26 protein-coding genes and 1 tRNA gene are annotated in these 24,352 nt (G+C 74.1%); 20 read left to right on the top strand and 7 right to left on the bottom strand.

Annotated elements, in window-relative coordinates:
• Positions 1-292 precede the first annotated feature (292 nt).
• Together IEZ20_RS03110 and IEZ20_RS03105 are read left to right on the top strand one after the other, a co-directional pair.
• Entirely contained in the window at positions 293-1,297 is a 1,005-nt protein-coding gene (locus IEZ20_RS03110) for a permease (RefSeq protein WP_189294489.1), read from the top strand.
• Positions 1,294-2,007: a TIGR03943 family putative permease subunit gene (locus IEZ20_RS03105; protein ID WP_189294488.1), complete on the top strand. Its 714-nt coding sequence runs from the start codon at positions 1,294-1,296 to the stop codon at positions 2,005-2,007. The genes IEZ20_RS03110 and IEZ20_RS03105 overlap by 4 nt, the downstream gene beginning before the upstream one ends.
• A 10-nt stretch (positions 2,008-2,017) precedes the next feature.
• On the opposite strand, the gene IEZ20_RS03100 is transcribed toward IEZ20_RS03105, so the two are convergent.
• Positions 2,018-3,490 carry a glycoside hydrolase gene (locus IEZ20_RS03100; RefSeq protein ID WP_189294487.1) on the bottom strand — a complete coding sequence of 491 codons (1,473 nt, stop codon included), beginning with the start codon at positions 3,488-3,490 and terminating at the stop codon, positions 2,018-2,020.
• A 246-nt stretch (positions 3,491-3,736) separates the two neighbouring features.
• Between IEZ20_RS03100 and IEZ20_RS03095 the strand changes: the two genes are divergently transcribed.
• Positions 3,737-4,564, top strand: a complete 828-nt coding sequence (locus tag IEZ20_RS03095) for a class E sortase (RefSeq protein WP_189294486.1) — start codon at positions 3,737-3,739, stop codon at positions 4,562-4,564.
• Positions 4,565-4,589: 25 nt separating this feature from the next.
• Here IEZ20_RS03095 and IEZ20_RS03090 read toward each other — a convergent pair whose 3' ends face one another.
• Positions 4,590-5,981 carry an MFS transporter gene (locus tag IEZ20_RS03090; RefSeq protein ID WP_189294485.1) on the bottom strand — a complete coding sequence of 464 codons (1,392 nt, stop codon included), beginning with the start codon at positions 5,979-5,981 and terminating at the stop codon, positions 4,590-4,592.
• 219 nt (positions 5,982-6,200) lie between these two features.
• On the opposite strand from IEZ20_RS03090, the gene IEZ20_RS03085 reads away from it, so the two are divergent.
• From IEZ20_RS03085 to IEZ20_RS03070, 4 genes are all read left to right on the top strand, one after another.
• Complete coding sequence (locus tag IEZ20_RS03085; protein ID WP_189294652.1) at positions 6,201-6,749, top strand: winged helix-turn-helix transcriptional regulator; 549 nt, start codon at positions 6,201-6,203, stop codon at positions 6,747-6,749.
• 35 nt (positions 6,750-6,784) lie between these two features.
• Entirely contained in the window at positions 6,785-7,108 is a 324-nt protein-coding gene (locus IEZ20_RS03080) for a DUF6412 domain-containing protein (protein WP_189294484.1), read from the top strand.
• Between the two features lie 98 nt (positions 7,109-7,206).
• Complete coding sequence (locus tag IEZ20_RS03075) at positions 7,207-7,917, top strand: YidC/Oxa1 family membrane protein insertase (RefSeq protein WP_189294483.1); 711 nt, start codon at positions 7,207-7,209, stop codon at positions 7,915-7,917.
• Between the two features lie 136 nt (positions 7,918-8,053).
• On the top strand, positions 8,054-8,911 hold the full coding sequence (locus IEZ20_RS03070) for a fumarylacetoacetate hydrolase family protein (RefSeq protein WP_189294482.1): 858 nt from the start codon (positions 8,054-8,056) through the stop codon (positions 8,909-8,911).
• Positions 8,912-8,996: 85 nt separating this feature from the next.
• Here the strand turns inward: IEZ20_RS03070 and IEZ20_RS03065 are convergent, their stop codons facing one another.
• The 3 genes from IEZ20_RS03065 to IEZ20_RS03055 all read right to left on the bottom strand — a co-directional run bounded on the left by IEZ20_RS03065 (position 8,997) and on the right by IEZ20_RS03055 (position 11,534).
• Complete coding sequence (locus tag IEZ20_RS03065; protein ID WP_189294481.1) at positions 8,997-9,863, bottom strand: LLM class F420-dependent oxidoreductase; 867 nt, start codon at positions 9,861-9,863, stop codon at positions 8,997-8,999.
• A gap of 94 nt (positions 9,864-9,957) precedes the next feature.
• The gene (locus IEZ20_RS03060; protein WP_189294480.1) at positions 9,958-10,461 is read right to left on the bottom strand and encodes a heme-degrading domain-containing protein; all 504 of its coding nucleotides are present in this window, start codon (positions 10,459-10,461) and stop codon (positions 9,958-9,960) included.
• Positions 10,461-11,534 carry a Gfo/Idh/MocA family protein gene (locus tag IEZ20_RS03055; RefSeq protein WP_189294479.1) on the bottom strand — a complete coding sequence of 358 codons (1,074 nt, stop codon included), beginning with the start codon at positions 11,532-11,534 and terminating at the stop codon, positions 10,461-10,463. Before IEZ20_RS03055 ends, IEZ20_RS03060 begins: the two co-directional genes overlap by 1 nt.
• Positions 11,535-11,582: 48 nt before the next feature.
• Here IEZ20_RS03055 and IEZ20_RS03050 point away from each other — a divergent pair, with 48 nt between their 5' ends.
• The 9 genes from IEZ20_RS03050 to IEZ20_RS03010 all read left to right on the top strand — a co-directional run bounded on the left by IEZ20_RS03050 (position 11,583) and on the right by IEZ20_RS03010 (position 19,653).
• Positions 11,583-12,857: an ROK family transcriptional regulator gene (locus tag IEZ20_RS03050; RefSeq protein ID WP_189294478.1), complete on the top strand. Its 1,275-nt coding sequence runs from the start codon at positions 11,583-11,585 to the stop codon at positions 12,855-12,857.
• A 318-nt stretch (positions 12,858-13,175) separates the two neighbouring features.
• A complete protein-coding gene (locus tag IEZ20_RS40565) occupies positions 13,176-14,216 on the top strand; it encodes a hypothetical protein (protein ID WP_189294477.1) in 1,041 nt (346 codons plus the stop codon).
• A 184-nt stretch (positions 14,217-14,400) separates the two neighbouring features.
• Positions 14,401-15,156 carry a GntR family transcriptional regulator gene (locus tag IEZ20_RS03040; protein ID WP_189294476.1) on the top strand — a complete coding sequence of 252 codons (756 nt, stop codon included), beginning with the start codon at positions 14,401-14,403 and terminating at the stop codon, positions 15,154-15,156.
• 151 nt (positions 15,157-15,307) lie between these two features.
• Positions 15,308-16,432, top strand: coding sequence for a TIGR03364 family FAD-dependent oxidoreductase (locus IEZ20_RS03035; protein ID WP_189294475.1), 1,125 nt, complete (start codon positions 15,308-15,310; stop codon positions 16,430-16,432).
• Between the two features lie 8 nt (positions 16,433-16,440).
• Positions 16,441-17,205 (top strand): phosphonatase-like hydrolase, encoded by a 765-nt coding sequence (locus IEZ20_RS03030; RefSeq protein ID WP_373303879.1) that lies wholly within the window; start codon positions 16,441-16,443, stop codon positions 17,203-17,205.
• The gene (locus IEZ20_RS03025) at positions 17,144-17,449 is read left to right on the top strand and encodes a hypothetical protein (RefSeq protein ID WP_189294474.1); all 306 of its coding nucleotides are present in this window, start codon (positions 17,144-17,146) and stop codon (positions 17,447-17,449) included. Before IEZ20_RS03030 ends, IEZ20_RS03025 begins: the two co-directional genes overlap by 62 nt.
• A gap of 73 nt (positions 17,450-17,522) precedes the next feature.
• Positions 17,523-18,302, top strand: coding sequence for an HAD-IIA family hydrolase (locus IEZ20_RS03020; protein ID WP_189294473.1), 780 nt, complete (start codon positions 17,523-17,525; stop codon positions 18,300-18,302).
• Between the two features lie 114 nt (positions 18,303-18,416).
• Positions 18,417-18,977 (top strand): hypothetical protein, encoded by a 561-nt coding sequence (locus tag IEZ20_RS03015; protein WP_189294472.1) that lies wholly within the window; start codon positions 18,417-18,419, stop codon positions 18,975-18,977.
• A gap of 7 nt (positions 18,978-18,984) precedes the next feature.
• Positions 18,985-19,653, top strand: a complete 669-nt coding sequence (locus IEZ20_RS03010) for a class F sortase (RefSeq protein WP_189294471.1) — start codon at positions 18,985-18,987, stop codon at positions 19,651-19,653.
• A gap of 16 nt (positions 19,654-19,669) precedes the next feature.
• On the opposite strand, the gene IEZ20_RS03005 is transcribed toward IEZ20_RS03010, so the two are convergent.
• Positions 19,670-20,359, bottom strand: coding sequence for a FadR/GntR family transcriptional regulator (locus tag IEZ20_RS03005; RefSeq protein WP_189294470.1), 690 nt, complete (start codon positions 20,357-20,359; stop codon positions 19,670-19,672).
• 119 nt (positions 20,360-20,478) lie between these two features.
• Positions 20,479-20,552, bottom strand: a tRNA-Lys gene (locus tag IEZ20_RS03000).
• Between the two features lie 186 nt (positions 20,553-20,738).
• Between IEZ20_RS03000 and IEZ20_RS02995 the strand changes: the two genes are divergently transcribed.
• From IEZ20_RS02995 to IEZ20_RS02980, 4 genes are all read left to right on the top strand, one after another.
• The gene (locus IEZ20_RS02995; RefSeq protein WP_189294469.1) at positions 20,739-21,818 is read left to right on the top strand and encodes a peptidoglycan-binding protein; all 1,080 of its coding nucleotides are present in this window, start codon (positions 20,739-20,741) and stop codon (positions 21,816-21,818) included.
• 70 nt (positions 21,819-21,888) lie between these two features.
• Positions 21,889-23,022 (top strand): SPFH domain-containing protein, encoded by a 1,134-nt coding sequence (locus IEZ20_RS02990; RefSeq protein ID WP_189294468.1) that lies wholly within the window; start codon positions 21,889-21,891, stop codon positions 23,020-23,022.
• 124 nt (positions 23,023-23,146) lie between these two features.
• Positions 23,147-23,752, top strand: a complete 606-nt coding sequence (locus tag IEZ20_RS02985) for a lytic polysaccharide monooxygenase auxiliary activity family 9 protein (RefSeq protein WP_189294467.1) — start codon at positions 23,147-23,149, stop codon at positions 23,750-23,752.
• 122 nt (positions 23,753-23,874) lie between these two features.
• Complete coding sequence (locus IEZ20_RS02980; RefSeq protein WP_189294466.1) at positions 23,875-24,342, top strand: DUF3592 domain-containing protein; 468 nt, start codon at positions 23,875-23,877, stop codon at positions 24,340-24,342.
• The last annotated feature ends 10 nt before the right edge of the window (positions 24,343-24,352 follow it).

Raw genomic sequence — 24,352 nt, 5'->3', positions numbered from 1 at the left:
CCCCGGGGGCGTGCGCTCCGGTGCGGGTATCCGGATATCTTCGGTGCCGACGTCTACACGGGGTGGAGCCGGCATGCGGGAGACGGGTGCGCTGGTCGCGGGCGATCAGGGGGCTGCCGTAGGAGAAGGTCCAGTCGCTGCCGGAGAAGGTCCAGCCGCTGCCGGAGAAGATCCAGCCGCTGTCATAGGAGATCCAGTCGCTGCCGTAGAAAGCGATCAGGTGGCCGGCGGAGAAGACGGTCCGGTGGCCGGCGGAGAAGACGGTCCGGTGGCCGGCGGAGACGGCGATCCGGTGGCCGGCCATAAAGACGATCACGTGGCCGCCGTGGAAGCGGGGGCCGAGCCGCCCCGGTACTGGCCCCTGCTGCTCGTCGGGGCCGCCGTCGTTCCCGGTGCGCTCCTCTTCTTCCTCGGGCGCTGGGGGGACGCCCCGGCCGTCGAGGCGTGGCGGACCGTGTGTCTGGCCGTCGTCGTGCAGGCCCTGCCGTTCCTGCTGCTCGGGACGGCCCTGTCCGGCGCGATCAACGCCTTCGTGCCGGAAGGGGTGTTCCAGCGGCTGCTGCCCCGGCGGGCCGTGCTCGCCGTGCCCGTCGCCGGGGTCGCGGGGGTCGTGCTGCCGGGCTGCGAGTGCGCCTCCGTGCCGGTCGCCGGCAGTCTCATCAGCCGCGGGGTCACCCCGGCCGCCGCCTTCGCGTTCCTGCTCTCCGCGCCCGCCGTCAACCCCGTCGTGCTGACCGCCACCGCGATCGCCTTTCCCGGGAACCCCGCCATGGTGCTCGCCCGGCTGCTCGCCTCCCTCGCCACCGCCGTCGTCATGGGCTGGCTGTGGCTCCGGTTCGGGCGGGCCGAGTGGCTGCGGCCCGTCGTACGGCACACCGGGCACCGGGAGGGAAACAGCCGCCTCGACGAGTTCCGGCGCGGGTTCCAGCACGACTTCCTGCACGCCGGCGGCTTCCTGGTGCTCGGCGCCATCGCCGCGGCCACCTTCAACGTCGCCGTCCCGCGCTCCGTGCTCGACACCTTCGCCGCCGCGCCCTGGCTGTCGGTGCTCTTCCTCGCCGGGCTCGCCGTGCTGCTCGCGGTGTGCTCCGAGGCCGACGCCTTCCTGGCCGCCTCGCTGACCGGGTTCCCGCCGGTCGCGCGGCTGGCGTTCATGGTCGTGGGGCCGATGGTCGATCTCAAGCTCGTCGCCCTGCAGGCGGGGACCTTCGGGCGGGCCTTCGCGGTACGGTTCTCCGCCGCCACCGTCGTCGTCGCCGTCGCGTGCAGCGCGCTGATCGGAGGGGTCCTGCTGTGAAACGGTCACTCCAGGCGGGGCTGCTCGTCCTGTGCGGGCTCGGACTGCTGCACGTCTCCCTCTTCACCGACCTCTGCCTGCGGTACGTCAAGGAGGGCATGCGGCCCCTGCTCATCGCCTCCGGTGTCGTCCTGCTCCTGCTCGGGGTCGCCGGCGCCCTCCTCGACCGGGGTCAGGGGGCGGGTGACGGCCACGGGCATGACCACTCCGGTGTGCCCCGGGTCGCCTGGCTGCTGCTTCTGCCCGCGCTCAGCCTGCTCTTCTACGCCCCACCGGCCCTCGGTGCCTACACCGCCGCCCGGCAGCCGGCGAAGGCCGTCGTCCACGACAGCGACTTCGGTCCGCTGCCCCGCAGCTCGCCCCTGCCCATGACCCTCTCCGACTTCACCAGCCGGGTGCGGCAGGACCGGGGGCAGGCCGTCAAGGGGCGCACCGTCCGGATGACCGGGTTCGTCACCCCCGGGGACGGCGGAAGCTGGGAGCTGACCCGGATCATCCTCAACTGCTGCGCCGCCGACGCCCAGTCCGTGAAGGTACGGGTCTACGGCGGGGCCGCCCTGCCCGCCGACACCTGGGTGACGGTCACCGGGACCTGGCACCCGGGCGGGACCCTGGGCACCGGCTCCGCGGCGGTCGCGCTGGACGCCCGTACGGTCACGAAGGTGCCGCGGCCGACGAACGGCTACCAGGACGCCCTGCCGCTGGGCTGAACCCGGCGGTTCACACCGTCACGCCGTCCACCTGGAGCGTCTGCACCGACTTGGCCGCGAAGGGGACCGCCACCGACTTCCCGCTCAGGTACGTGTCCGAGTGGGCCGTGTAACGGTCGCCGCCCGTCGTGACCGTGTTCCAGCGGGGGACCAGGCCGCCCGGGCCGCCGGTCACGGCGGAGAAGCGGGAGAGGTCGAAGGTCAGGGTCTGGGCGGAGGAGGAGGTGTTCGCGGCGACGATCACCAGGCGCTTCGCCGCGCGGTCCAGGGCCGCCGCCGCGTAGCTCACGCCGGTGTCCAGGATCGTCATGCCGGGGCGGATGTGGCGGGTGAACTGGGCCAGGACGTAGTACTTCGTCTGGACCGCGCCCGGCCGGCCCGTGTTCGGGTCGTAGGCGATCGTCGCCCAGCCCGCGCTCGGGTCCATCACCTGCCAGTACACCCAGGCGGTGGGGTGCAGCCAGCGGAAGTCGTAGAGGAGGTTGCTCGCCGTCGTCAGGCCGGTGGCGTCGCTGTCGCCGGTCTCCGAGTTCCACAGGGCCTTGCCGGCCGTGGTCACCACGTCCGTGTAGAGCAGGTCGCGGCGGCCGCCGGAGCCCTGGTAGCCGTGCACGTTGACCCGGTCGACGTAGCCCTTCGTGGTGGCGGAGAAGGAGTTCCAGGTGGTGCGGGCCAGGTCGTAGCTCGTCTCGTCCGACGCGGAGATCCGCGTGCCGGTCAGGCCGCGTCTGTCCAGTTCGCTCCGCAGGTACGGCAGTACGGCCGCCTGTGTGCCCGCGTCGATGTGGCAGCCCTCCTGGGTGCCGGTGGCCGTCCACCAGGACGAGGACGGCTCGTTGAAGGCCTCCACCGTCGCGAAGGTCACGCCCCAGTGCTGCTTGGCGTACAGGGCGACGGCGGCGAGGTGGGAGGCGTGCTGACGGTGGTTCCAGGACTGGAGGTTGGTGCCGCCGTCGGCCGCGCCGGAGGGGTTGTGGTTGGAACACATCCACCACATGGGGGAGTTGGCGAAGAGTTCCGAGACGGCGCCGCGCTGGACGGCCTTGACGAGCATGGCCCGCTGGTTGGCGTCCGCCGTCCACTTCCAGGCCGCGGAGGCCGGGTCCTCGTTCGTCCAGTCCTGCCAGTAGCCCTCGATCTGCTTGAAGGCGGGGATGTTCGGGGAGACGGCCATCGACTCGCCGCCCACGCTGTTCCAGCTGCACGCGCCCAGGTTGTAGCGGGCGATGTTCAGTCCGAGGCCGGGCAGTGAGGTGCCGTTGTACGTCGTGTTCCTGGTCGTGAAGAAGATGTCGGCGAAGTCGTCCCGCGCGCCGAAGACGTTCGCCCACCAGGCCAGGGAGGTGCCCCAGCCCTCCCACGTCCCGTAGCCGGCGGCCGGGTTCACGGCGATCGTCGCGTCCGCCCGGGCGGTGCCGGTGGCCAGCGCGCCGCCGAGGACGCCGCCGCTCGCGGCGGCCAGCAGTGTTCTGCGTCGGATCATGGGTCGTTCGCTGCCTCTCCGTGCGGCTCCCGGCACCGCGTACCTGGGCGCGGTGCCGGCTCGTCGTCCCCCCGGCATGCCAACAGGAAGCATCGGGGGTGCCGTACGGCGTTGTCGAGGGGTGGGACGGCCCTTTCTCGAACCCCTTTCTCAAACCCGTTGAGAAAGCCTGACCGCCCCTTGTGTATGGCCAGTTGAGGGCGCTGCGCCTAGGGTGCGGGCGGCTCCGGGTGGAGGTGGGCGCGGATGCGGGTCGTGACGGGCGTGCGGGTCGTACGGCACAGCGATCGGCGCAGGAGCGCCCGGCGCAGACGGGTGCTGTGGACCGGTGGCGAACTGCTCGTGACGGCCGGGCTGGTGCTCCTGCTGCTGGTCGTGCACCAGGTGTGGTGGACCAACCGGGAGGCCCGGCGCGGGGCCGAGCACACGGTGGCGGCGCTGGAGCGGGAGTGGGGGAGGGGAAGCGGAAGCGGTACGACTGCCGTCCCGGACGGCGACTCCCCCGGCGACTCCCCCGGTGACTCCGCCACGGCGCCGGTCGTGGCGCCGGGCATCCCCGCGGCCTCCGGCACGCCGTCCCCCGCGCCCCGGCGCCCGTACACCCCCGCGGCCCCGCCCCGGCGCTCCCAGGCGTACGCCGTGCTCACCATCCCCCGGCTGCGTCTGCGCGTCCCCGTCGCCGAGGGCGTGAGCAGGGCGGAGGTGCTGAACAAGGGGTACGTCGGCCACTACCGCGGCACCCAGCAGCCGGGCCGGGCCGGGAACTTCGCGCTCGCCGGGCACCGGAACACGCACGGCGAGCCCTTCCGCCGGCTGCCCCTGCTGCGGCGCGGGGACGCGGTCGAGGTGGAGACGCGCTCGGCGACGTACACCTACGACGTCGACCAGGTCCTGCCGCGCACCTCGGCCGGGGACTCGGGGGTCCTGCGGCCCGTGCCGCGCTCGCTCGTCCGGCCCCGGTACGGGTACGACGACCCGGGCTACTACCTCACCCTGACCACCTGCACCCCCGAGTTCACCTCCCGGTACCGGCTGGTGGTGTGGGCGAAACTGGTGTCCGTGCGGCCCAGGTGAGCCCGGCCCGTCGTGGCGTGTCCCGTCACGCCCGCTCCCGCAGCGCCGGCACGCTCACCGCGCCCGCCGCCGCCAGCCCCGCCGACACCAGCAGCGCGATGTCCGCGCCCCGGGTCAGGCTGCCGGCCGAGGTGGCGACGGCGATGGTCAGGGCCACGCCGGCGCAGGAGCCGACGTAGCGGAAGGTCTGCTGGGCGCCGGAGCCCATCGCGGCCCGCCCCGGCGGCACCGACTCCACGGCGAGCAGCGGCAGCGCGCCGTTGAGCAGGCCGCTGCCGAGGCCGCCGAGGATCAGGCCGGGCAGCAGGCGGGGCCAGGAGCCGGAACCGAGGGCGCCGAGCATCGTCACCACGGCGACCGTGTGCAGGGCGAAGCCGGCGGCGAGCTGGGTGCGCGGGGCGATCCGGCCGGCCAGGTGCTTGACCTGGAGGGCGACGGCGAAGCTCAGCCCGGACCAGAGCAGGAACAGCCAGGCCGTGGCGAGCGCGGACAGGCCGAGCACCTGCTGGAGCAGGGCCGGCAGGAAGCTGAACAGGCCGATCACGGCGAGGCCGGTGAACAGACCGCCCGCCGAGGAGGCCAGGAAGCGGGGGTGGCGCAGCAGCCCCAGGTCGATCATCGGGGTGCCGGTCCGGCGCTCCACCGCGACGAACCCGGCGACCAGGACGACGGCAGCCGCGAACAGCAGGCCGACCGGGGCGCGCAGCCAGCCGTCCCGGCCCAGGGTGAGGGCCGCGACCAGGGCCACCAGGGCCAGGCCGAAGGTGAGCGCGCCGAGCGCGTCCGGCCGGCCGCCGCGCGGGGCGCGTGACTCGGCCAGCGCCCTGGTGCCGAGGGCGGCCACGACGAGGGCGGCGGCGCCGAGGACGACGTAGCCGACCCGCCAGTTCGGCAGTGCGCCCGCGAGCAGCGGGCCGACGGCGATGCCGCCGCTGACGAAGGCGCCCCACACCCCGGTGGCGTGCAGCCGGCCGCGCGGGCTGGGGAAGGCGTGCACGATCAGGCCGAGGGCGCTGGCCAGCAGCGCCGCGCTGGCCGCGCCCTGGGCGATGCGGGCCAGGGTGAACTGCCAGGTCGAGGTGGTGAGGGCGCCGAGGGCGGTGGTGAGGCCGAGGCCCAGGGTGCCGGCGAGGAAGATCCGCCGCCGGCCGTGGTCGTCGGCGAGGCTGCCGGCCACCAGGAGGAGGGCGGCGAGACCGAGGGGCGCGCCGTTCAGCAGCCAGGCCTGGGCGGAGAGCGGGGTGTGCAGGGACCTCGCGGTGTCCGGCAGCGTGACCATCGGGGCCGTGTACGTCATGAGGGCCACGGCGGTGGCCGCGCTGGTCAGGGCGAGGGTGGCGCGGGGGCGTACGGGGGTGTCCCGGGTGGTGACGGTGCGTACGGCCGCCGGGGTGGCGGCGGAGTCGAGCCGGGGCATGGCTGTCCTGTCCTGTCGTGTCCTTCCGGGCCCCGGCCTGGTCCGCCGGGGACGGGCGGTCATACGGGTTCTTTCGGGTCGGTCACACGGTCCGGTCGGTCGTGCGGTGCGGTCGGTCGTGCGGTGCGGTCTTACGGTTCGGTCATTGAACTGACCCCGTCTCCGTCACCGTAGCACCGAAGGTTCATTGAATGAACCCTTGCGCGGTCGGTGGCTACAGTGGACGTCATGGCACTGGGCAAGGACTACGTGACGCAGGAGTGCTCCATCGCCCGCGCGCTGGAGGTCGTCGGCGAGCGGTGGACGCTGCTCGTCGTCCGCGACGCGATCTACGGCGTCCGGCGCTACAACGACTTCCTCGTCCACCTCGGCATCCCGCGCGCCGTCCTCTCGGCCCGGCTCCGGACGCTCACCGAGGAGGGCATCCTCGAAAAGCGCCGGTACCAGCAGTCCCCGCCCCGGGACGAGTACGTCGTCACCGAGCGCGGCGCCGCCCTCTGGCCGGTGCTGCGCGCCCTCGGCCACTGGGGGCGCGAGCACGTCGACGCGACCCGGCTGCGCTCCTTCCGGCACGCGGACTGCGGCGGGGAGGTCGAGCCGTACGGAACATGCGCGGCCTGCGGAACTCTGGTGGCCGTCCGGGACGTTGTCATGGTGCCGGGGCCGGAACTCGACCCTGACCCGGCGGATCCGGTCAGCAGGGCGCTGCTGCGGCCGAAGCGGCTGCTGGAGCCCCTGGAGACCGATCCGGCGCATCTGGCAGACTGACGGACAGTCATACGAAGCAGGAGGGGGGAGCGGTGATGACCGGCCGTGTCGGCGCCGTGCGCGCCCTCGCCCCCCTGCTGCTCCTGGCGCAGCTGCTGCTGCTCCAGGCCGCCCTCCTCGGCACCGGCGGCCTCAGCACCGCCGTCGCCCTCGCCGCGACCTCCACCGTGGCCGCCGCCCTCGCCGCCTGTGCCCTGCTGTCCGCGCGCGGCGTGCCCGCCGTACCGCCGACCCGCGTCCGCACGGCGATACGCGACCGGGCCCGCCGTACGGCGTTCCTGCCCCAGCGCGATCCCGACGCGCCCGGTCGGCGGCGGCCCAGGGCACCCGGACTCGCCGCTCCGGCGACCGCCGCGTAGGGCACCTCCGCACACCTTCCGAGCGCGTGACCCCGCGCGGGTCGTCATGCCGTCTTCCGCTCACTTCCGGCACGACGAGACCCCCGGAGGGCTCACCCATGTCCGTTTTCGCCCGTCTGGTCGAGCAGCTGGCCGACCTGCTGACCCCGCTCTTCCACGCCTCCGCGGCAGCCGCCGCGATCGTCCTGTTCACCGCGCTGGTACGGCTCCTCGTCCACCCGCTGTCCCGGGCCGCCGCCCGCGGCCGGAAGGCCCAGGCCGCGCTCCAGCCGAGAATCGCCGAACTGCGCCGCAAGCACGCCAAGGACCCGCAGCGGCTCCAGCGGGCGGTGCTGGAACTGCACACCCAGGAGAAGGTCTCGCCGCTCTCCGGCTGCCTGCCCAGCCTGCTCCAGGTGCCCGCGTTCTTCCTGCTCTACCACCTCTTCTCCAGCTCCACGATCGGCGGCGAGGACAACGGCCTGCTCGGCCACCGGCTGCTCACGGCCCCGCTCGGCGGGCGCTGGGCCGATGCCCTGACGGACGGCGGGCTGTTCGGCCAGGCCGGACTGGTCTACCTCGGCCTCTTCGCCGTCGTCGCGGCCGTCGCCACCGTCAACTTCCGGCGCGCCCGGCGCACGACGGCCGCACAGCCGGCTCCCGTCGGCCCCGCGGGAGAGGTGCCCGCCCTGGCCGCGGTCACCCGGTTCGCGCCGTTCCTGTCCTTCTTCACCCTCGTCACCGTGGCGGTGGTCCCGCTCGCCGCGGCGCTGTACGTCGTCACCAGCACGGCCTGGAGTTCGGCGGAACAGGCCCTGCTGTCCCGCTGAGCGGTGACGGCCGTCCGGTTACGGTCCAGTACGTGAACAGGGTCTTGCGGACTGGACGGGGGAATTGGAGGATCGGCCAGTCCTCCGATGGCTGCACCCATCGGTCGGGCGCCCGCGATCGAGGGAGATTGTGACCATGAAGCTGCTGCGAGTCGGTACGGCAGGGGCGGAGCGCCCCGCGCTGCTCGACGCCGGGGGAACCCTCAGGGACCTGTCGGGCGTCGTGGCCGACATCGACGGTGCGCTCCTCGCCGACGACACCGCGCTGGACCGGGTACGGGCGGCGGCCGGAACCGGTGAGCTGCCCGCGCTGGACGCGGCCGGCCTCCGGATCGGCCCCCCGCTCGGCCGCATCGGCAAGGTCGTGTGCATCGGCCTCAACTACCACGACCACGCCCGCGAGACGGGCGTCGAGCCGCCGCCCGAGCCGGTCGTCTTCCTCAAGGCGCCGGACACGGTCGTCGGGCCGTACGACACCGTGCTGGTGCCGCGCGGCTCGGCCAAGACCGACTGGGAGGTCGAACTCGCGGTCGTCATCGGCCGTACGGCCCGCTACCTGGACTCCGCCGAGGAGGGCCTCGCGCACGTCGCCGGGTACGCGGTGGCGCACGACGTCTCCGAGCGGGAGTTCCAGATCGAGCGCGGCGGGACGTGGGACAAGGGCAAGAACTGCGAGACGTTCAACCCGCTGGGCCCGTGGCTGGTGACGGCCGACGAGGTCCCGGATCCGCAGCGGCTGTCGCTGAGACTGTGGGTGAACGGGGAACTGAAGCAGGACGGCACGACGGCCGAGCAGATCTTCCCCGTGGGGGAGGTCGTGCGGTACCTCAGCCAGTTCATGACGCTGTACCCCGGGGATGTCGTCAACACGGGGACGCCGGCGGGGGTGGCCATGGGGCAGCCCGAGCCGAAGCCGTACCTGCGGGCCGGGGACGTGGTGGAGCTGGAGATCGGGGGGCTCGGCCGTCAGCGGCAGGAACTCAAGGACGCCTAGAGGGGCGGGAACCGCGCGAGTGCGGCGGCTCCGGGCCGTCGTGGTCGCTCGCGCGGTTCCCCCGCGCCCCTTCGGGGCGATGCGCTCACGCCAGGAGTGAGGCGAGCCTGCGCCATTCCTCCCTCGGCAGGGTGTCGCCGGTGCCGCCGTTCACCACCTGGAGTGCGACGTGGTCGGCGCCCGCCTCGTGGAAGGCGGTGATGCGCTCGCGGATCCGCGTCTCGTCGCCCCAGGCGAAGACGGCGTCGATGAGCCGGTCGCTGCCGCCGTCGGCGATGTCGGTCTCGGTGAAGCCGAGGCGGAGGAAGTTGTCGGTGTAGTTGGGCAGCCGCAGGTAGCGGGCCAGGTAGGCGCGGGCCGTCTCCCGGGCACGGGCCGGGTCGGACTCCAGGACCACCTTGAACTCGGGGGCCAGCAGCGGCTGTTCGCCGAGGATCTCGCGGGCCCGGGCGGTGTGCTCGGGCGTGACCAGGTAGGGGACCGCACCGGCCGCGCGGTCGCCGGCCAGGCCCAGCATCCTGGGGCCCAGTGCGGCGAGCACCCGGCGGTCGGCCGGGACGCCCGCCTTGTCCAGCTCGTCGAGGTAGCCGACCATCGCGGAGTACGGGCGGCGGTAGCCCTGCACCAGCGGGCCGTGGCTCACCCCCAGGCCCAGCACGAAGCGGCCGGGGTGGGCCGTCTCCACCTCGCCGAAGCCGGCCGCCGTGGTGGCGGCGTCCCGCTGCCAGATGTTCTGGATGCTGGTGCCGACGACGATGCGCCGCGTCGCCCCGATGAGCGGGACCGCGTGGTCCAGGGTGCTGCTGCCGCCCAGCCAGACGGCGCCGAACCCGAGTTCCTCCAGTTCGGCGGCGCCCTCGGCGAGTTCGCCGCGCCGGTCCGGATCCTCCGAGCGCAGCTCGTGGCTCCAGATGCCGTAGCGGCCGACGGTCTCCTTCGGTGAAGCGGTCATCGGGGTGGTCCCTCCGGTGGGTGACTGCGCCATGATCATCAGGTCTTCCGCCACAGCCAACCGGAGGGAGTCCCGGCTGATTCCCGCCGTCCGCTCAGCGGGCCGAACGGTCCAGGAAGACCTCCAGCGCTTCCACCACGAACCGGTGGTCCTCCAGCTGGGGCAGGCCGGAGACCGTCACCGCGCCGATCACCCCGGCGCCCTCGACCGTGATCGGGAAGGACCCGCCGTGGGCCGCGTAGGTGTCCGGGTCGAGGCGGGATGACTCCTCGAAGGTCGTGCCCTTCGCGCGGAAGCGGGCGCCGACCAGGTAGGAGGGGGCGCCGTAGCGCTCCACCACCCGGCGCTTGCGGGCGATCCAGGCGTCGTTGTCCGGGGTCGAGCCCGGCAGGGCCGCGTGGAAGAGCTGCTGGCCGGCGCGGTGGATGTCGACGGCGACCGGCGCCTGGCGTTCCCGGGCCAGCTCCACCAGCAGGGAGCCGAGGGCCCAGGCGTCCTCGTGGGTGAACCGGTCGAAGACCAGACGGCGTTGCTGCGCCTGAAGCTCCTCGACGGACGGGACCGGTTCGGGCGTGGTCCGGGGTGTGGTCTGGGACATCAGAGGGTCACCGTCACCTTGTCGCGGGCGGACCTGCGGGCCGCTTCCAGTACGTCGAGCGCGGCGGCCGCCTCCAGGGCGGTCACCGGGTTGGGGCCGGTGCCGCGCAGGGCGGCGGCGACGGCCGCGTAGTAGGCCGGGTAGTCGCCGGGGAGGGTCGGCACCGGGGTGCCGCCGCCGGTCAGCGGGGACTCGCCGGAGCCGATACGACCCCACAGGGACTGGTCCTCGGCGCCCCAGTCGGCGACGGTGCCGGGGCGGCTGCCCTCGCGCAGGGCCGCTTCCTGGGGGTCCAGGCCGTACTTGACGTAGCCCGCGCGGGAGCCCAGCACCCGGAAGCGGGGGCCGAGCTGGGCGGCGGTCGCCGAGACGTAGAGGTGGGAGCGGACGCCGCTCGCGTGGGTGAGCGCGATGAAGGTGTCGTCGTCGGTCTCGGCGCCGGGGCGGCGGACGTCCGCCTCGGCGTAGACCTCGGTGACCGGTCCGAAGAGGACCAGGGCCTGGTCGACGACGTGGCTGCCGAGGTCGTACAGCAGACCTCCGATCTCTGCCGGGTCGCCGGACTCCCGCCAGCCGCCCTTGGGCTGGGGGCGCCAGCGCTCGAAGCGGGACTCGAAGCGCCAGGCGTCGCCGAGTTCGCCGTCCGTGAGGAGCCGGCGCAGGGTCAGGAAGTCGTTGTCCCAGCGGCGGTTCTGGAAGACCGAGAGCAGCAGCCCGCGCTCCTCGGCGAGGGCGGCGAGCGTGCGGGCCTCGGCCGCGGTGCCGGCGACCGGCTTGTCCACGACCACCGGCAGACCGGCCTTGAGGGCGGCCGTGGCCAGCGGGACGTGCGTCTTGTTCGGGGAGGCGACGACGACCAGGTCCAGCGCGTCCGCGCGGTCGAACAGCTCCTCGGCGGTGGCGGCGAGCGTCACGTCCGGGAACTCGGCGCGGGCCTGCTGCTGCCGCTCCGGGTTCGAGGTGACCACGGTGTCCAGGGCGAGGCCCTCGGTGGCGGCGATCAGCGGGGCGTGGAAGACGGAGCCGGCGAGGCCGTAGCCGATCAGGCCGACGCGGAGGGGGGTAGCAGTCATGGCTCCCACTTTGGCAACGCTGTTGCGAAAGTGCAAGCGGTGGGGAGAATGGGGGCTGTGAAGAGGGTGAACGCACCGAGGACAGCGCCAGGGACTGCAGGCACGGCAGGGACCTCAGGGGCAGGAGGGGCCGGAGGGGCTTCGGGGGCGAGGGGCGGTGGGGCCGCCGGGGTGAACCTGGGGGCACTGCGCAGTCACAACGCGGCACTGGTGCTGGGGCTGCTGCGGGACGCCGGGGCCGAGGGCATCAGCCGGCTGGAACTGGCCGAGCGCACCGGGCTGACCCCGCAGGCCGTCAGCAAGATCACCGCGCGGCTGCGGGAGCGGGGGCTCGCCGCGGAGGCCGGACGGCGGGCGTCGACCGGGGGCAAGCCGCGGACCGTGCTCCGGCTGGTCCCGGAGGCGGGCCACGCGGTCGGGGTGCACCTGGACCGCGACGAGCTGCGGGTCGTGCTCGTGGACCTGGACGGGGCCGTGGTGGCGGAACGGTGCGCCGAGCTGGACCTGGGGGCCGGGGCGGAGGCCGTGCTGGGGGCGGTGTCCGCGGCGGTGCGGACCGTGGCCGCGGGCTCGCTCGCGGGCAGCGGTTCCCCGGCTGCCGGAGGGAAGGGTTCCACCGGCGGTGGCGGGGGGCTCGGCGGGGCCGGGACGCTGGTGGGGGTGGGGGTCGCGCTGCCCGGGCCGTTGGACCACGCGCGGGGCGTGCTGCACCGGGTCACCGGGTTTCCCGAGTGGGACGGCTTTCCGCTGCGGGACGCGCTCGCACAGCGGCTGGCGGTGCCGGTGGTGGTGGACAAGGACACCAACGCGGCGGCGCTGGGGCTCGCGGTCTGCGGGGAGACGGGCGGCGCGGGCCGGTCCTTCGCCTATCTGCACCTAGGTACCGGGCTCGGGGCCGGGCTGGTGATCGGCGGGAGCGTGCACCGGGGAGCGCGGACCGGGGCGGGGGAGTTCGGGCACCAGGTGATCCAGCTGGACGGACCGCTGTGCGAGTGCGGGAACCGGGGGTGCGTGGAGGTGCTGTGCCTCGGGGCGGTCGCGCGGGGGGACGTGGGCGAGGCGGCGCGGGTGCTGGGGGTCGCGGCCGGGAATCTGGTGGGGCTGCTGGACATCGACGTGGTGCTGCTCGGGGGGCGGACCGTGGCCGGGGCGCCCGAGGCGTATGTGCGGGGGGTCGGAGAGGTGTTGGGGGCGCGGGCGCGGCGGGAGGGGGTGCGTGGGGGCGCGGTGCCGGTACGGGTCGCTCCGCGGGGTGAGCGGGTGGTGGCCGAGGGGGCCGCCCAGCTGCTGTTGGCGCCGTTGTTCGGGCGGGGGGACGCGTGACGGGGCTTGTACGGCGGCCTGCGCCACGACTGCCCGCGGCACGGGGTGTGACGCCTGCGACCACGTGGGTTCGGTGGAGTGGCGCGCCGTAGCGGCGGGCGGCGTCGCTGAGCCGACGAGCTGCCCGAGCCGACGGAGCCGTACTTCTCCAGAGGCGCGGGGAACTGCGCGACCAGCTCCACTGCGGGTGCGCCCGGCCGGTACCCCTACGGCACTGCCGGCCGCCGACCCCACCCGCTCCGCTGATCGAGCGGACTTCGCCCCACACCCGGAGCGCCGCCGCTCCTCGCCCGCACCGACCGGCATGGTTATGTGTTCATGCGACCGCGCACGCCCCCGTCCCCCCGCCGCACCGCATCCGTCACCGCAGCCCTCGCCGCCGCAACCGTCGTCGTCCCCCCGTCGGCTGTTCCCGCCCTCGCCGCCACGCCGCCGCCCCCCTCCTGCGTCGGCGGCGACGCGCGGGCCTTCCCGCTGTCCACCCGGATCCGCGGCGGCCCCGGCTCCTACGAGGCCGGCGGCGGATACGGCACCTGGTACATCGACCTCACCAACACCACCCCCCGGACCTGCGCCGGCATCCACCCGGTCGTGGTGCTGGTCGACGACAAACGCGCGCTGCGGCCGGACCAGCCCCACCTGGACTTCTACGACGGCGCCCGGAACCGGCCGGTGACCTTCGAGAGCACCGACGAGCAGGAGCTGGTCGGCGTGCTGGACGGCGCCGGCTTCGGCGGGTTCACCGTGCCACCCGGCCGGACGGTGAGCGTCCGCGTCCGGCTGGCGCTCCCCTCCGACGCCGTGGCCGACCAGGTCACCGCCAACGCGGCCGTCGTGCAGCGGCGGGGCGAGGACGGGGACTGGGTCGGCGAGTCCAACGCGTACCGCTTCTCGATCGGCGAGGAGGGGGAGGGCGGGGAGGGCGAGGAGGAGACGCAGGAAGCCGTGCGGGAGGACCAGGCCGTCCAGGAGGCCGAGAACGCCCAGGAGACCGAGGGCCTGCCGACCACCCCGTCCAGCAGCGCACCGGCCACCGACTCCGGCACCGCGGACACGGACGGCACCGACGGTACCGGCGGCACCGGCACGAACGGCACGGATGGCCGTGACGACCCGGATGGCAGTGACGGCCGCTACGACCCGGACGACCCGGACGATCCTGATGGCCCCTATGACCCGGACGACGTGGACGACCAGGACGACCAGGACACCTCCCTGACCCTCGCCCAAGGAGCACGCGAGCTGGCCCGCACCGGCCTCGGCGGCCCCGGCGCCCTCGCCCACGGCCTCCTCGCGGCCCTCGCCGCCCTCGGCTGCGTAGGCGCCGGCGCCTATCTCCTCGTCCGCAACCGCCGCTGACCCCGCGACCACTGGAACCACTGGCCCCGAACCGGTGCGCCCCCGAACCACCGGCCTCCTCCGCCCACCGGCCCCCGACCACCGACCCCTAACCACCGACCCCTAACCACTGACCCCAGACCACCGCCCCCGAGCCGAAAGCCCCCGCCCACCACCCCCGCCCCCCGTCTGCGACGATCCCCCCGTGGACTACCCCAACGACCAGGCCCCCGGCGCCCCCGTCCGCTCCGGTATCCCGGAGCACGGGCGCATCCCCAAGTACTACGCGGTGAAGGCGCGGATCGCCGCGCTGCTGGAGGAACTCGGGGACGGCAGCGTCATCCCCACCGAGCGGGACCTCGCCGAGCGGTACGACGTCGCCCGGGAGACCGTGCGCCAGGCGGTACGGGAGCTGGTGCTGGAGGGCCGGCTGCGGCGGCGCGGCCGGGGGACCGTCGTCGCCGGGCCCAAGCTGGCGCAGCCGCTGTCCCTCGCCAGCTACACCGAGGGCGTGCGCCGGCAGGGGCGGCAGCCCGGCCGCACCCTCGTGACCCTCGACCGGTTCCCGTGCCCGGAGCCGCTCGCCGCCGAGACCGGCCTCACCCGGGGCGAGCCGGTGTGGCACCTGGAGCGGGTGCTGCTCGCCGACGAGGAGCGGGTCGGCCTGGAGAGCACGTACGTCGCCGTCGCGCGGGTCCCCCGGCTGGACTCCGACTTCGACCCGGACTCCTCCTTCTACGGCTATCTCGCGGCCCAGGGCATCACCTTCGGCGACGCCGACGAGCGGATCGAGACCGTGCTGGCCACTCCCCGCGAGGCCCTGCTCATCGGCACCCCGCCCGCCCTGCCGATGCTGCTGATCCACCGGATCTCCCGCGACGCGGAGGGTGCCCCGCTGGAGCGGGTGCGCTCGCTCTACCGCGGTGACCGGTTCTCCTTCACCACCCACCTCCAGGGCTGAAGACCCCGGAAAGCAGGCCGAATCACCCCATCAGGACCTCATTCATTGGTCACGAAAAGATAACGGGTCTAGCCCAAACGCGGTACCTGGTTCACGCTCTCGTTGTCAGCCGGACGTTTCCGGTTCCCGAATCGCGAGGAGCGTTGCCGCCGTGAAAGTGACAGTCGTCGGAGCCGGCGTGGTGGGCACCCTGCATGCCTGGCAGGCAGTGGAGCGCGGCCACCAGGTCGTCCAGATCGAGCGCGAGAGCGAGGCGCGCGGCGCCTCGCTGCGCAACTTCGGGCAGATCTGGGTCAGCGGGCGCGCCGGCGGGGAAGAGCTGGAGACCGCGCTGCGGGCGCGGGAGCTGTGGGAGGCGGTCGGCGGACGGGTGCCGGGGCTCGGCTTCCGCGCCAACGGGTCCCTCACCCCCGTCCGCGGGCCGCTCGAACTCGCCGTCGCCGAGGCCGCCGTGGCCCGCGCGGACGCCGCCGCCCGCGGCTACGAGCTGCTCGCCCCGGGCGAGGCGCGCGCCCTCAACCCCGCCCTGCGCGGCGACTTCACCGCCGCCCTGTACTGCGAGCGGGACGCGGCCGTGGAGCCCCGCACCGCCCAGCTCGCGCTGCGCGAGGAGCTGCTGAAGTCCCCGGACTACACGTTCCTGCCGGGCCGGGAGGTGCGCGAGGTGACCGGCGCCGGGACCGTCCGCGACGACCACGGCGAGGTGCACCGCGCCGACGTCGTCGTCCTGTGCACCGGTGCTTGGCTCGGCGGACTCGTGCGCGAACTGGCGGGCCCGGAGCTCCCCGTGCGCCGCGTCCGGCTCCAGATGATGCAGACCGACCCGCTCGGCGAGCCGCTGCCCACCTCTGTCGCCGACGCCGACAGCTTCCGCTACTACCCGGCCTACGCCTCCCCGGCGCTGGACGACCTCAACGCCCGGCAGCCGCAGGCGGACACCGCCGCCGCGCACCGGATGCAGCTGCTCATGGTCCAGCGCGCCGACGGCGGCCTGACCATCGGCGACACCCACGCGTACGAGCACCCCTTCGCCTTCGACACCGTCGAGGATCCGTACGAGCACCTCACCGGGGTCGTGGAGTCCCTCCTCGGCCGGCCGCTGCCCCGCATCCGGCGCCGCTGGGCGGGGGTGTACGCGCAGTGCACCGAGCCCGGCCGGGTGGTGCACCGGCAGCAGGTGCGCGAGGGGGTGTGGCTGGTCACCGGGCCCGGCGGGCGCGGCATGACCTGCGCCCCCGCGATAGCCGAGACCACCGCGAACGAACTGGGCTGGTGAGCCACCCGATGAACACCCCGAACACCCCGAACACCCCGACGGACACCCCGGACACGCCGATGGAGCCTTCCACCGACCCCGCGGACATCCGGCTCGTCGTCCTCGACATGGCCGGTACGACCGTCGCCGACGGCGGTCTGGTCGAGCGTGCCTTCGAGGCGGCCGCCGCCGAGCTGGGTGTCGAGCCCGGCTCCGCCGAGCACACCGAGCACCTGGCCTACGTCCGTGCCACCATGGGCGAGTCCAAGATCTCCGTCTTCCGGCACCTGTTCGGTGACGAGGACCGCGCCCGGCGCGCCAACACCGCCTTCGAGAAGGCGTACGGCGACCTGGTCGGCGCCGGCCTGGTCGCCCCCGTCCCCGGCGCCCGCGAGGCCGTCGAGGAACTGACGGGCAGCGGCCGTACCGTCGTCCTGACCACCGGTTTCGCCCGTGTCACCCGGGACGCGATCCTCGACGCCCTCGGCTGGCGGGACCTCGTCCCGCTCACCCTGTGCCCGGCCGACGCCGGCGGGCGCGGGCGGCCGTACCCGGACATGGTGCTGGAGGCGTTCGTCCGGACGAAGGCGGCGCAGGACGTACGGCAGGTCGCCGTGGCCGGTGACACGTCGTACGACGTGCTCAGCGGCGTACGCGCCGGAGCGGGCCTGGTCGTCGGCGTGCGTACCGGCGCCCACGGCGACGCGGAGTTCGCCGCCGCGGGCGCCACCCATGTGCTGGACTCCGTCGCCGGCCTGCCCGCCCTGCTCGCCCGGCCCGCCGGGGAGCGGTGAGACGGGCATCCGCTTCGACTCCGTCACGGCCGCCGGCGCCGACGCCCGCGCGCCGGCCCGGCTGGTGGACGGCGTCGAGGTCTTCGAGCCCGACCGGGACGACATCGCGGAGAACCTCACGGCGTACGTCGAGGACCGGAAGGCCGCCACCGGCGGCCGACCGGGGCGCGGAAAGGCCGTCCCCGGTCAGCTGACCGGGGAGAACGGGAGATCGACGGGGTCGGGAACGGCCGGTCCTGACTAGGCTGGGGGCGTCGGTACGCCGTGGTTCCGGCGCCCCCGCTCCCCGACCGTACGTACGCCAGGAGACGCACAGCATGGCAGACCGCAAGCCCATAGAGTCATGGCTCACCGACATGGACGGCGTCCTGATCCACGAGGGCGTCCCGATCCCCGGCGCCGAGGCCTTCCTGAAGAAGCTGCGCGAGTCGGGCCGGCCCTTCCTGGTCCTCACCAACAACTCCATCTACACCGCCCGTGACCTGCACGCCCGGCTGCGCCGGATGGGTCTGGACGTGCCGGTGGAGAACATCTGGACCTCGGCGCTGGCCACCGCCCAGTTCCTGGACGACCAGCGGCCCGGCGGCACCGCCTACGTCATCGGCGAGGCGGGCCTGACCACCGCGCTGCACGACATCGGCTACATCCTCACCGACCACGAACCGGACTTCGTGATCCTCGGCGAGACCCGCACCTACTCCTTCGAGGCCCTGACCAAGGCGGTCCGGCTGATCAACGACGGCGCCCGGTTCATCGCCACCAACCCCGACAACGTCGGCCCGTCCACCGAGGGCGACCTGCCCGCCACCGGCTCGGTCGCCGCCCTGATCACCGCCGCGACCGGCAAGAAGCCCTACTTCGTCGGCAAGCCCAACCCGCTGATGATGCGGGCCGGGCTGAACGCGATCGGCGCCCACTCCGAGACCTCCGCGATGATCGGCGACCGCATGGACACCGACGTGCTCGCGGGCCTGGAGGCCGGGATGCGCACCTTCCTGGTGCTCAGCGGCGTGACCCAGCCGAACGACGTGGACCGCTACCCCTTCCGCCCCTCCCAGGTGGTCGACTCCATCGCGGACCTCGTCGACCTGGTCTGAGCAGGGAACAGACCCCGCCGAAACCCGGCATCACCCGTTCGGAGCAACAAGGCGCCTCCCGAGGATGCGGAGGCGCCTGGGGCGGGGGAGCCTCCAGATAACTGGAGGTTCACGATGGGCTCACTACGCCTCACTGTCTGTACCGGACTCCTCGCCGTCGCCGCCGGCGCCACGGTCGCCCCGGCCGCCCACGCGGCGGACGGCGGCGCCGTCACCGTGACCCCCGCCACCCCGGCGCCGGGCGACGACATCACCCTGCGGGTCAGCGGCTGCACCGGCGCCCAGGGAAGCGCCGCCTCGGCCGCCTTCGTCGCCGACGCCCAGCTGACCGGCGCCCAGGGCAGCCTCACCGGCGAGACCCGGGTCCGCTCCGCCCTCGCGCCCGGCGCCTACACGGTGAAGATCAGCTGCGCCGGTTCCGTGCGTACCGGCACCATCACCGTCACGGAGGCGGGCGGCGCCGGCCGCCCGGCAGAGCCCATGGAGCCGCCCGCCCAGGCCGCCTCGCCGGTCGCCCCGGTCCCCGCGGGCGGCGGCGGCACCGCGCACTTCGCCACCGTGGCCGGCAGCGGATCCGGCCCCGACACCGGGCAGGCGGTGACCGGCCTCGCGCTCGCCGGGGTCGCCGCGGTCGCCGTCGGGCTGCGCGCCCGCCGGAGCCGCGGCCCCCGCTGAACCCGCCATGGCCGACGAGGGGCGCACCACCGGCACCGGGCGGCTGCTCACCGTCCTGACCTGGGCGCTGCTGCTGTGCGGGCTGTGGCTGTGGGGGCGCGGGGTGACCGGCGTACCGGAGGGCACGGGCGGCCCGGCCGCCGGCGGTGTCCTCGCCCTCGGCCGGGACGCCGGCCCCCTGTGGCTGCCGAGCCCGGCGAAGCCCCTGGCCGGCGCGGTGCCCCAGCGCGTCGACATCCCCCGGCTGGGTGTCCAGGCCCCGGTGGTGGCCCGCGGTCTGGACGCCCGTGGCGCGGTCGACCCGCCGCCGTACGACCAGCCGGGCGTGGTCGGCTGGTACGGCGCCGGTCCCGAGCCGGGCGCCGCCGGGCCGGCCCTGCTGGTGGGCCATGTCGACACCGAGACCCGGCCCGCCGTCTTCTACCGGCTCAGCACGGTCAAGCGCGGGGAGACGGTCCGGGTCTTCCGCGCGGACGGCAAGGTCGCCGACTTCACCGTCGACGACGTCCGCGTGCTGCCCCGCGACGGCTTCGACGCCCGGCAGGCCTACGGTCCCCGCGAACCCGGCCGCGCCGAGCTGCGCCTGATCACCTGCGGCGGCTCCTTCGACCGCGCCAGCCGCAGCTACACGGCGAACGTCGTGGTCTCCGCCTACCTCACCGGGACGCGCGGCTGAGCGCCCGCGCGGTGGCTCACCGGTGGGGCACGGCCGCCGGGGTCAGCCGGCTGCGCAGGTTGCCGAAGTGGTCCCGTATGGCCCGCTCGGCGCGCAGGGAGTCACCGGAGCGCACCGCGTCCAGGATCTCCCGGTGCTGGCGGCAGGTGACCCGCGGGTCCTGCGCGACCTCCACGAGGTCCTGCTGCACCCGGTGGAAGGCCTCCCAGAACGCCTCCAGCACCTCGCCGAGCAGCACGTTGTCCAGACCCCGGTACAGGGTGGCGTGAAAGGCGCGGTCGGTCCCGGCGAGCCCGGTGCCCTCGGCGGCCTCCCGTTCCATGCGCTCCACGAGCGCCTCCAGCTCCACCAGGTCCGTCTCCGGCAGCCGCCCGGCCAGCCGCGACACCAGCCCGGTCTCGACGGCCTCGCGCAGCTCCAGCAACTGGAGCAGCGAGTCCTCGCCGCGGTAGTGGCCGGCGACGGTCCGGAAGGCCAGCCCCTCGATCATCGGCGCGAACGACATCGAGCCCACGTACGTCCCGAACCCGTGCCGGATCTCCACGATCCCCATCGCCTGGAGCGCCTTCAGGGCCTCCCGCACCGAGTTCCGGCTCGCCCCGAGGAGCCGCATCAGCTCCGGTTCGGTGGGCAGCGGGGCGCCCGAGGGCAGCCGCTGGTCCACGATCAGCTTCTTGATCCGCTCCTGAAGGTCCCGGGCTGCCATGGCGAGAGGGTATCCGGCCATTCGGGCGGAAGGGATGGAGCGGGGGCGTGCGAGTGCGGGTGTGGGGGAGCCGGGACATGCGGAAGGCCCCCCGCTTTCGCGAGGGGCCTTCCGGTCGGTGCGCCGCCAGGGACTCGAACCCCGGACCCGCTGATTAAGAGTCAGCTGCTCTAACCAACTGAGCTAGCGGCGCCTGCTGACAGGGAAAACTCTACCGGATCTCGAAGGGTGCTCCCGACCACCGGGAGGCGGCGGGAGGGGGCCGCGGAGGGCGGCGTACATCATTCGGACCGTCAAAATGCGCGTTCTGTGCACAGTTGGGAAACTGATCAACGTGCACACTCGCGGACAAAACACCCCCGAATGTGAGGCAGATCGCATGACCGCTCCCGTGTTCGAGGACGTCGACCCGGCGAGCGACTGCGGCTGTCCAGGCTGTGTCCACGGACGGCGGGCGGCTCCCCGCCCGCCGTCCGGCCGCGGCCGGCCGGCGGCCCGCGGCGTGGTGGTCGTGGCCGCCGCGTCCGCCGCCCTCGCCGCCGTCCCCCCGGCCGCCGCCCTCGCCCCCGACCACTCCCCGCACCGCCAGGCCCTGCCCGGCGACGGCGCACCCGACACCCCGCAGGGGGCCAAGGCTCCCCTGCACGGCCAGGCGGGCAGGCCCGGCGGACCCGCCACCGCCCCGATCCCCGCCACCACCCGCACCCAGATCATCAACCGGGCCAAGGTCTGGGTGGCCGCCCAGGTGCCGTACAGCATGTACGCCTTCTGGTCCGACGGGTACCGGCAGGACTGCTCCGGCTACGTCTCCATGGCCTGGGGCCTGCCGAACAACGAATGGACCGGCAGCCTCGGCCAGTTCGGAGTGAAGATCACCAAGGAGGAGCTCCAGCCCGGCGACATCCTGCTGTACCACAACCCCGACAACCCCGAGAAGGGCTCCCACGTCGTGATCTTCGGCGGCTGGACGGACCACACGCACACCTCCTACACGGTCTACGAACAGACGCCCCCGCACACCCGCCGCCAGGCCACCCCCTACCCCTACTGGAGCAACGCCGACAAGTACGTCCCCTACCGCTACAAGGGAGTGACCAAGGCCGCGGCCGTCGCGCCGCCGGCGGCCGGCGGGAAGGCGGTGGCGGCGGCCGGCGGGAAGGCGGTGGCGGCCCACCCGGGCGCGGCCGGCTCCGGTCCCGGCGCACCCGCCTCGCACGGGGTGCCCGGCTATCCCGGCCGGCGGTACTTCCGTCCGGGCGCGGCCAACGACCACGTCACGCGCCTGGGCGCCCAGCTGGTGAAGAAGGGGTTCGGCCGGTTCTACGACCTCGGTCCGGGCCCGCACTGGGGCGATGCGGACCGGAGGGCCGTGGAGGCCTTCCAGCGCGCCCAGGGCTGGCGGGGCGGCGCGGCCGACGGCTACCCGGGCCCGGAGACCTGGCGCCGTCTGTTCGCCTGACCGGCCCGGGCACCGGCCCCCCCATCCACCCCCTGTTCATGACGCGTCTGGCGCGGAGGCTGGAGCACGCATGAGTACGACCACATCCCACACGCCGCCCGAGTCCGAGGGGCAGTCGGACGGCGCGGGCACCGGCCCCTGCGCCCGGCCGGCCCGCCTGATCCAGAACGAGGCGACCACCGAGATCCCCGTCCACCTGCTCTTCCGGGACGACCCCGACCCGGTGAAGGTGCCGCTGCGGCCGGCCGTGGTGGCCCGCCGGCAGGGCACCGGTGAGCAGCCCCGGCTGCGCCGCCCGGTGCCGGTGCGCCGACGTCCGCTGCCGGAGGTCGATCCGGGGCTGGCGGAACGGCCGGCCAGGGTGCTGCCCGGCGCGGCCGGGGTGCTCGCCGGGGCCTGCGGGGTCACCGGCTGTCTGGCCACCACCTGGTGGGCGGGGCTGCTGCCGCCGCTCGCCGCCGAGGCGCTGCGGCTGCCGGCGTCCACGGGCGGTCTCGGTCCCGCGCAGTGGGCCGCGTACGCCGGGGCCGGGATGCTCGGGGCGCTGGGCTTCGGCGGGCTGGCCCGGGGCCGGACCGGTGGGGCCTGGGTGCTCGGGCTGTTCGGGCGGTACCGGGGCACGGTCCGGCGCACCGGGCTGCTGTGGGTGAACCCGCTCGTGCCGCGCCGCCGGGTCGATGTGCGGCTGCGGCACTGGCGCAGCGAGGCGATGCCGGCGACGGACCCGGACGGGGTGGCGTTGCGGGTGGTGGTGCTGGTGGTGTGGCGGGTGCGGGACACCGCGCGCGCCCTGCTCGGCATCGACGACCACGAGACGTACCTGCGCGAGTGCGTGGAGGCGGCGCTGGCCCGGGTGCCGGTGGAGCACGCGGGCGGCGCGCGGGGCGGGACGACGGCGGCCGGGGACGCGCTGACCCGGCTGGTGGCGCAGGAGACCGCGCCGGTCGGGGTGGAGGTGTTCTCGGTGCAGCCGGTCCGGGTGGACTACGCCCCCGAGGTGGCCGCCGCGATGCACCGGCGCCGGATCGCCGCGCTGGACGCCCGGCAGCGGGCCAGCATGCTCAGCTCGGTGGTGGACTCGGTGGAGGACACGGTGACCCGGCTGACCATGCGCGGGCTGGTCGAACTGGACGACTACGAGCGCAAGGTGCTGGTCCGCGACCTGACGGTGGCGTTCTGCTCGGGGCGCTCCGAGCCCGTGTAGGACCGGTCCGCAGCCGGCCTGCGATTGGTATGGACATGTTCAATTCCCAGCAATAATCTGAGACTTGGTCTAGACCTACTCTGCACGGCTCACCGAACTCCCCACGTTCCCCAGGAGCGGCAGTATGCGCACCAAGACCAAGTTGTCCGCGGTCGTGCTGGGCGCGGTGACCGCCGGAGCGTTCGCGCTCTCCACCGGCGGCGCCAGCGGCCACGGCTACACCGACCTCCCCATCAGCAGGCAGAAGCTCTGCCAGAACGGCACCGTCGCCGGCTGCGGCCAGATCCAGTGGGAGCCGCAGAGCGTCGAGGGCCCCAAGGGCTTCCCGGCCGGCGGGCCCGCCGACGGCCAGATATGCAACGCGGGCCTGGGCCAGTTCGCCCAGCTCAGCGCGCCGAAGACGCCGTCCGGCGCGGCCTGGCCGACCACCAAGGTGACGGGCGGTCAGTCGTACACCTTCCGCTGGCAGTTCACCGCCATGCACGCCACGACCGACTTCCGGTACTACGTCACCAAGCCGGGCTGGAACCAGAACCACAACCTCTCCCGCTCGGACCTCAACCTCACCCCGTTCCTGACGGTGCCGTACAACGGGCAGCGCCCGCCGGCCACCCTCAGCCACAGCGGCACCCTGCCGACCGGCCTGAGCGGACACCACGTCATCCTCGCGGTGTGGACGATCGCCGACACGGGCAACGCGTTCTACGCCTGCTCGGACGTCACCTTCTGATCCCCCTCCGGGTACAGCACGGAAACTGAGGTTCCCTTGAGGCCGGGCGCCCCGCGCGGCGGGTAGGTTCCCGCCACACCGCTCGACCAGGAGCGGCGGACCGACCTTCCTCGGGGGACCTCATGTTCGAGTCGCTCTTCTACGCCGTGCCCGGAGTGATGCTGGCGGGCTTCGTGTACGCCGCGTACCTGCTGGTCCGCCGTGCCCGGCGGATCAGCAGGACGTGGGCGCACGGCCTGACCGCCGAGGCGCGCTGCCTGCGGATGTACACGACGACCAGCGGGGGCGGCGGGGACACCTCCGTGCACACGACCCTGCACCACGTCTACGAGTTCACCACCCGCGACGGCCGCACGGTCCGCTTCGAGGAGGAGGACGGCCCCGCGACCGTCCTGGAGGGCGACTTCGTGACCGTCCGCTACCTCCCGGAGCTTCCCGAGCGGGCCACCGCCCGCCCCCCGGCGCGCGGAAGGCTCGCCGCCGGCACCGGCGTCGGGCTGGTCCTCCTCGGTGTGGCGTGCGCCTTCTGCGTCGGCTTCATGGCCGTGGCCCACATGATGTTCACCGAGTCGGGCGGGATGATGCCGTAGCCCTCCTCAT

Source organism: Streptomyces cinerochromogenes (assembly GCF_014648635.1).
Classification (GTDB): domain Bacteria; phylum Actinomycetota; class Actinomycetes; order Streptomycetales; family Streptomycetaceae; genus Streptomyces; species Streptomyces cinerochromogenes.
This window is presented reverse-complemented; position numbering and strand designations above follow the sequence as displayed.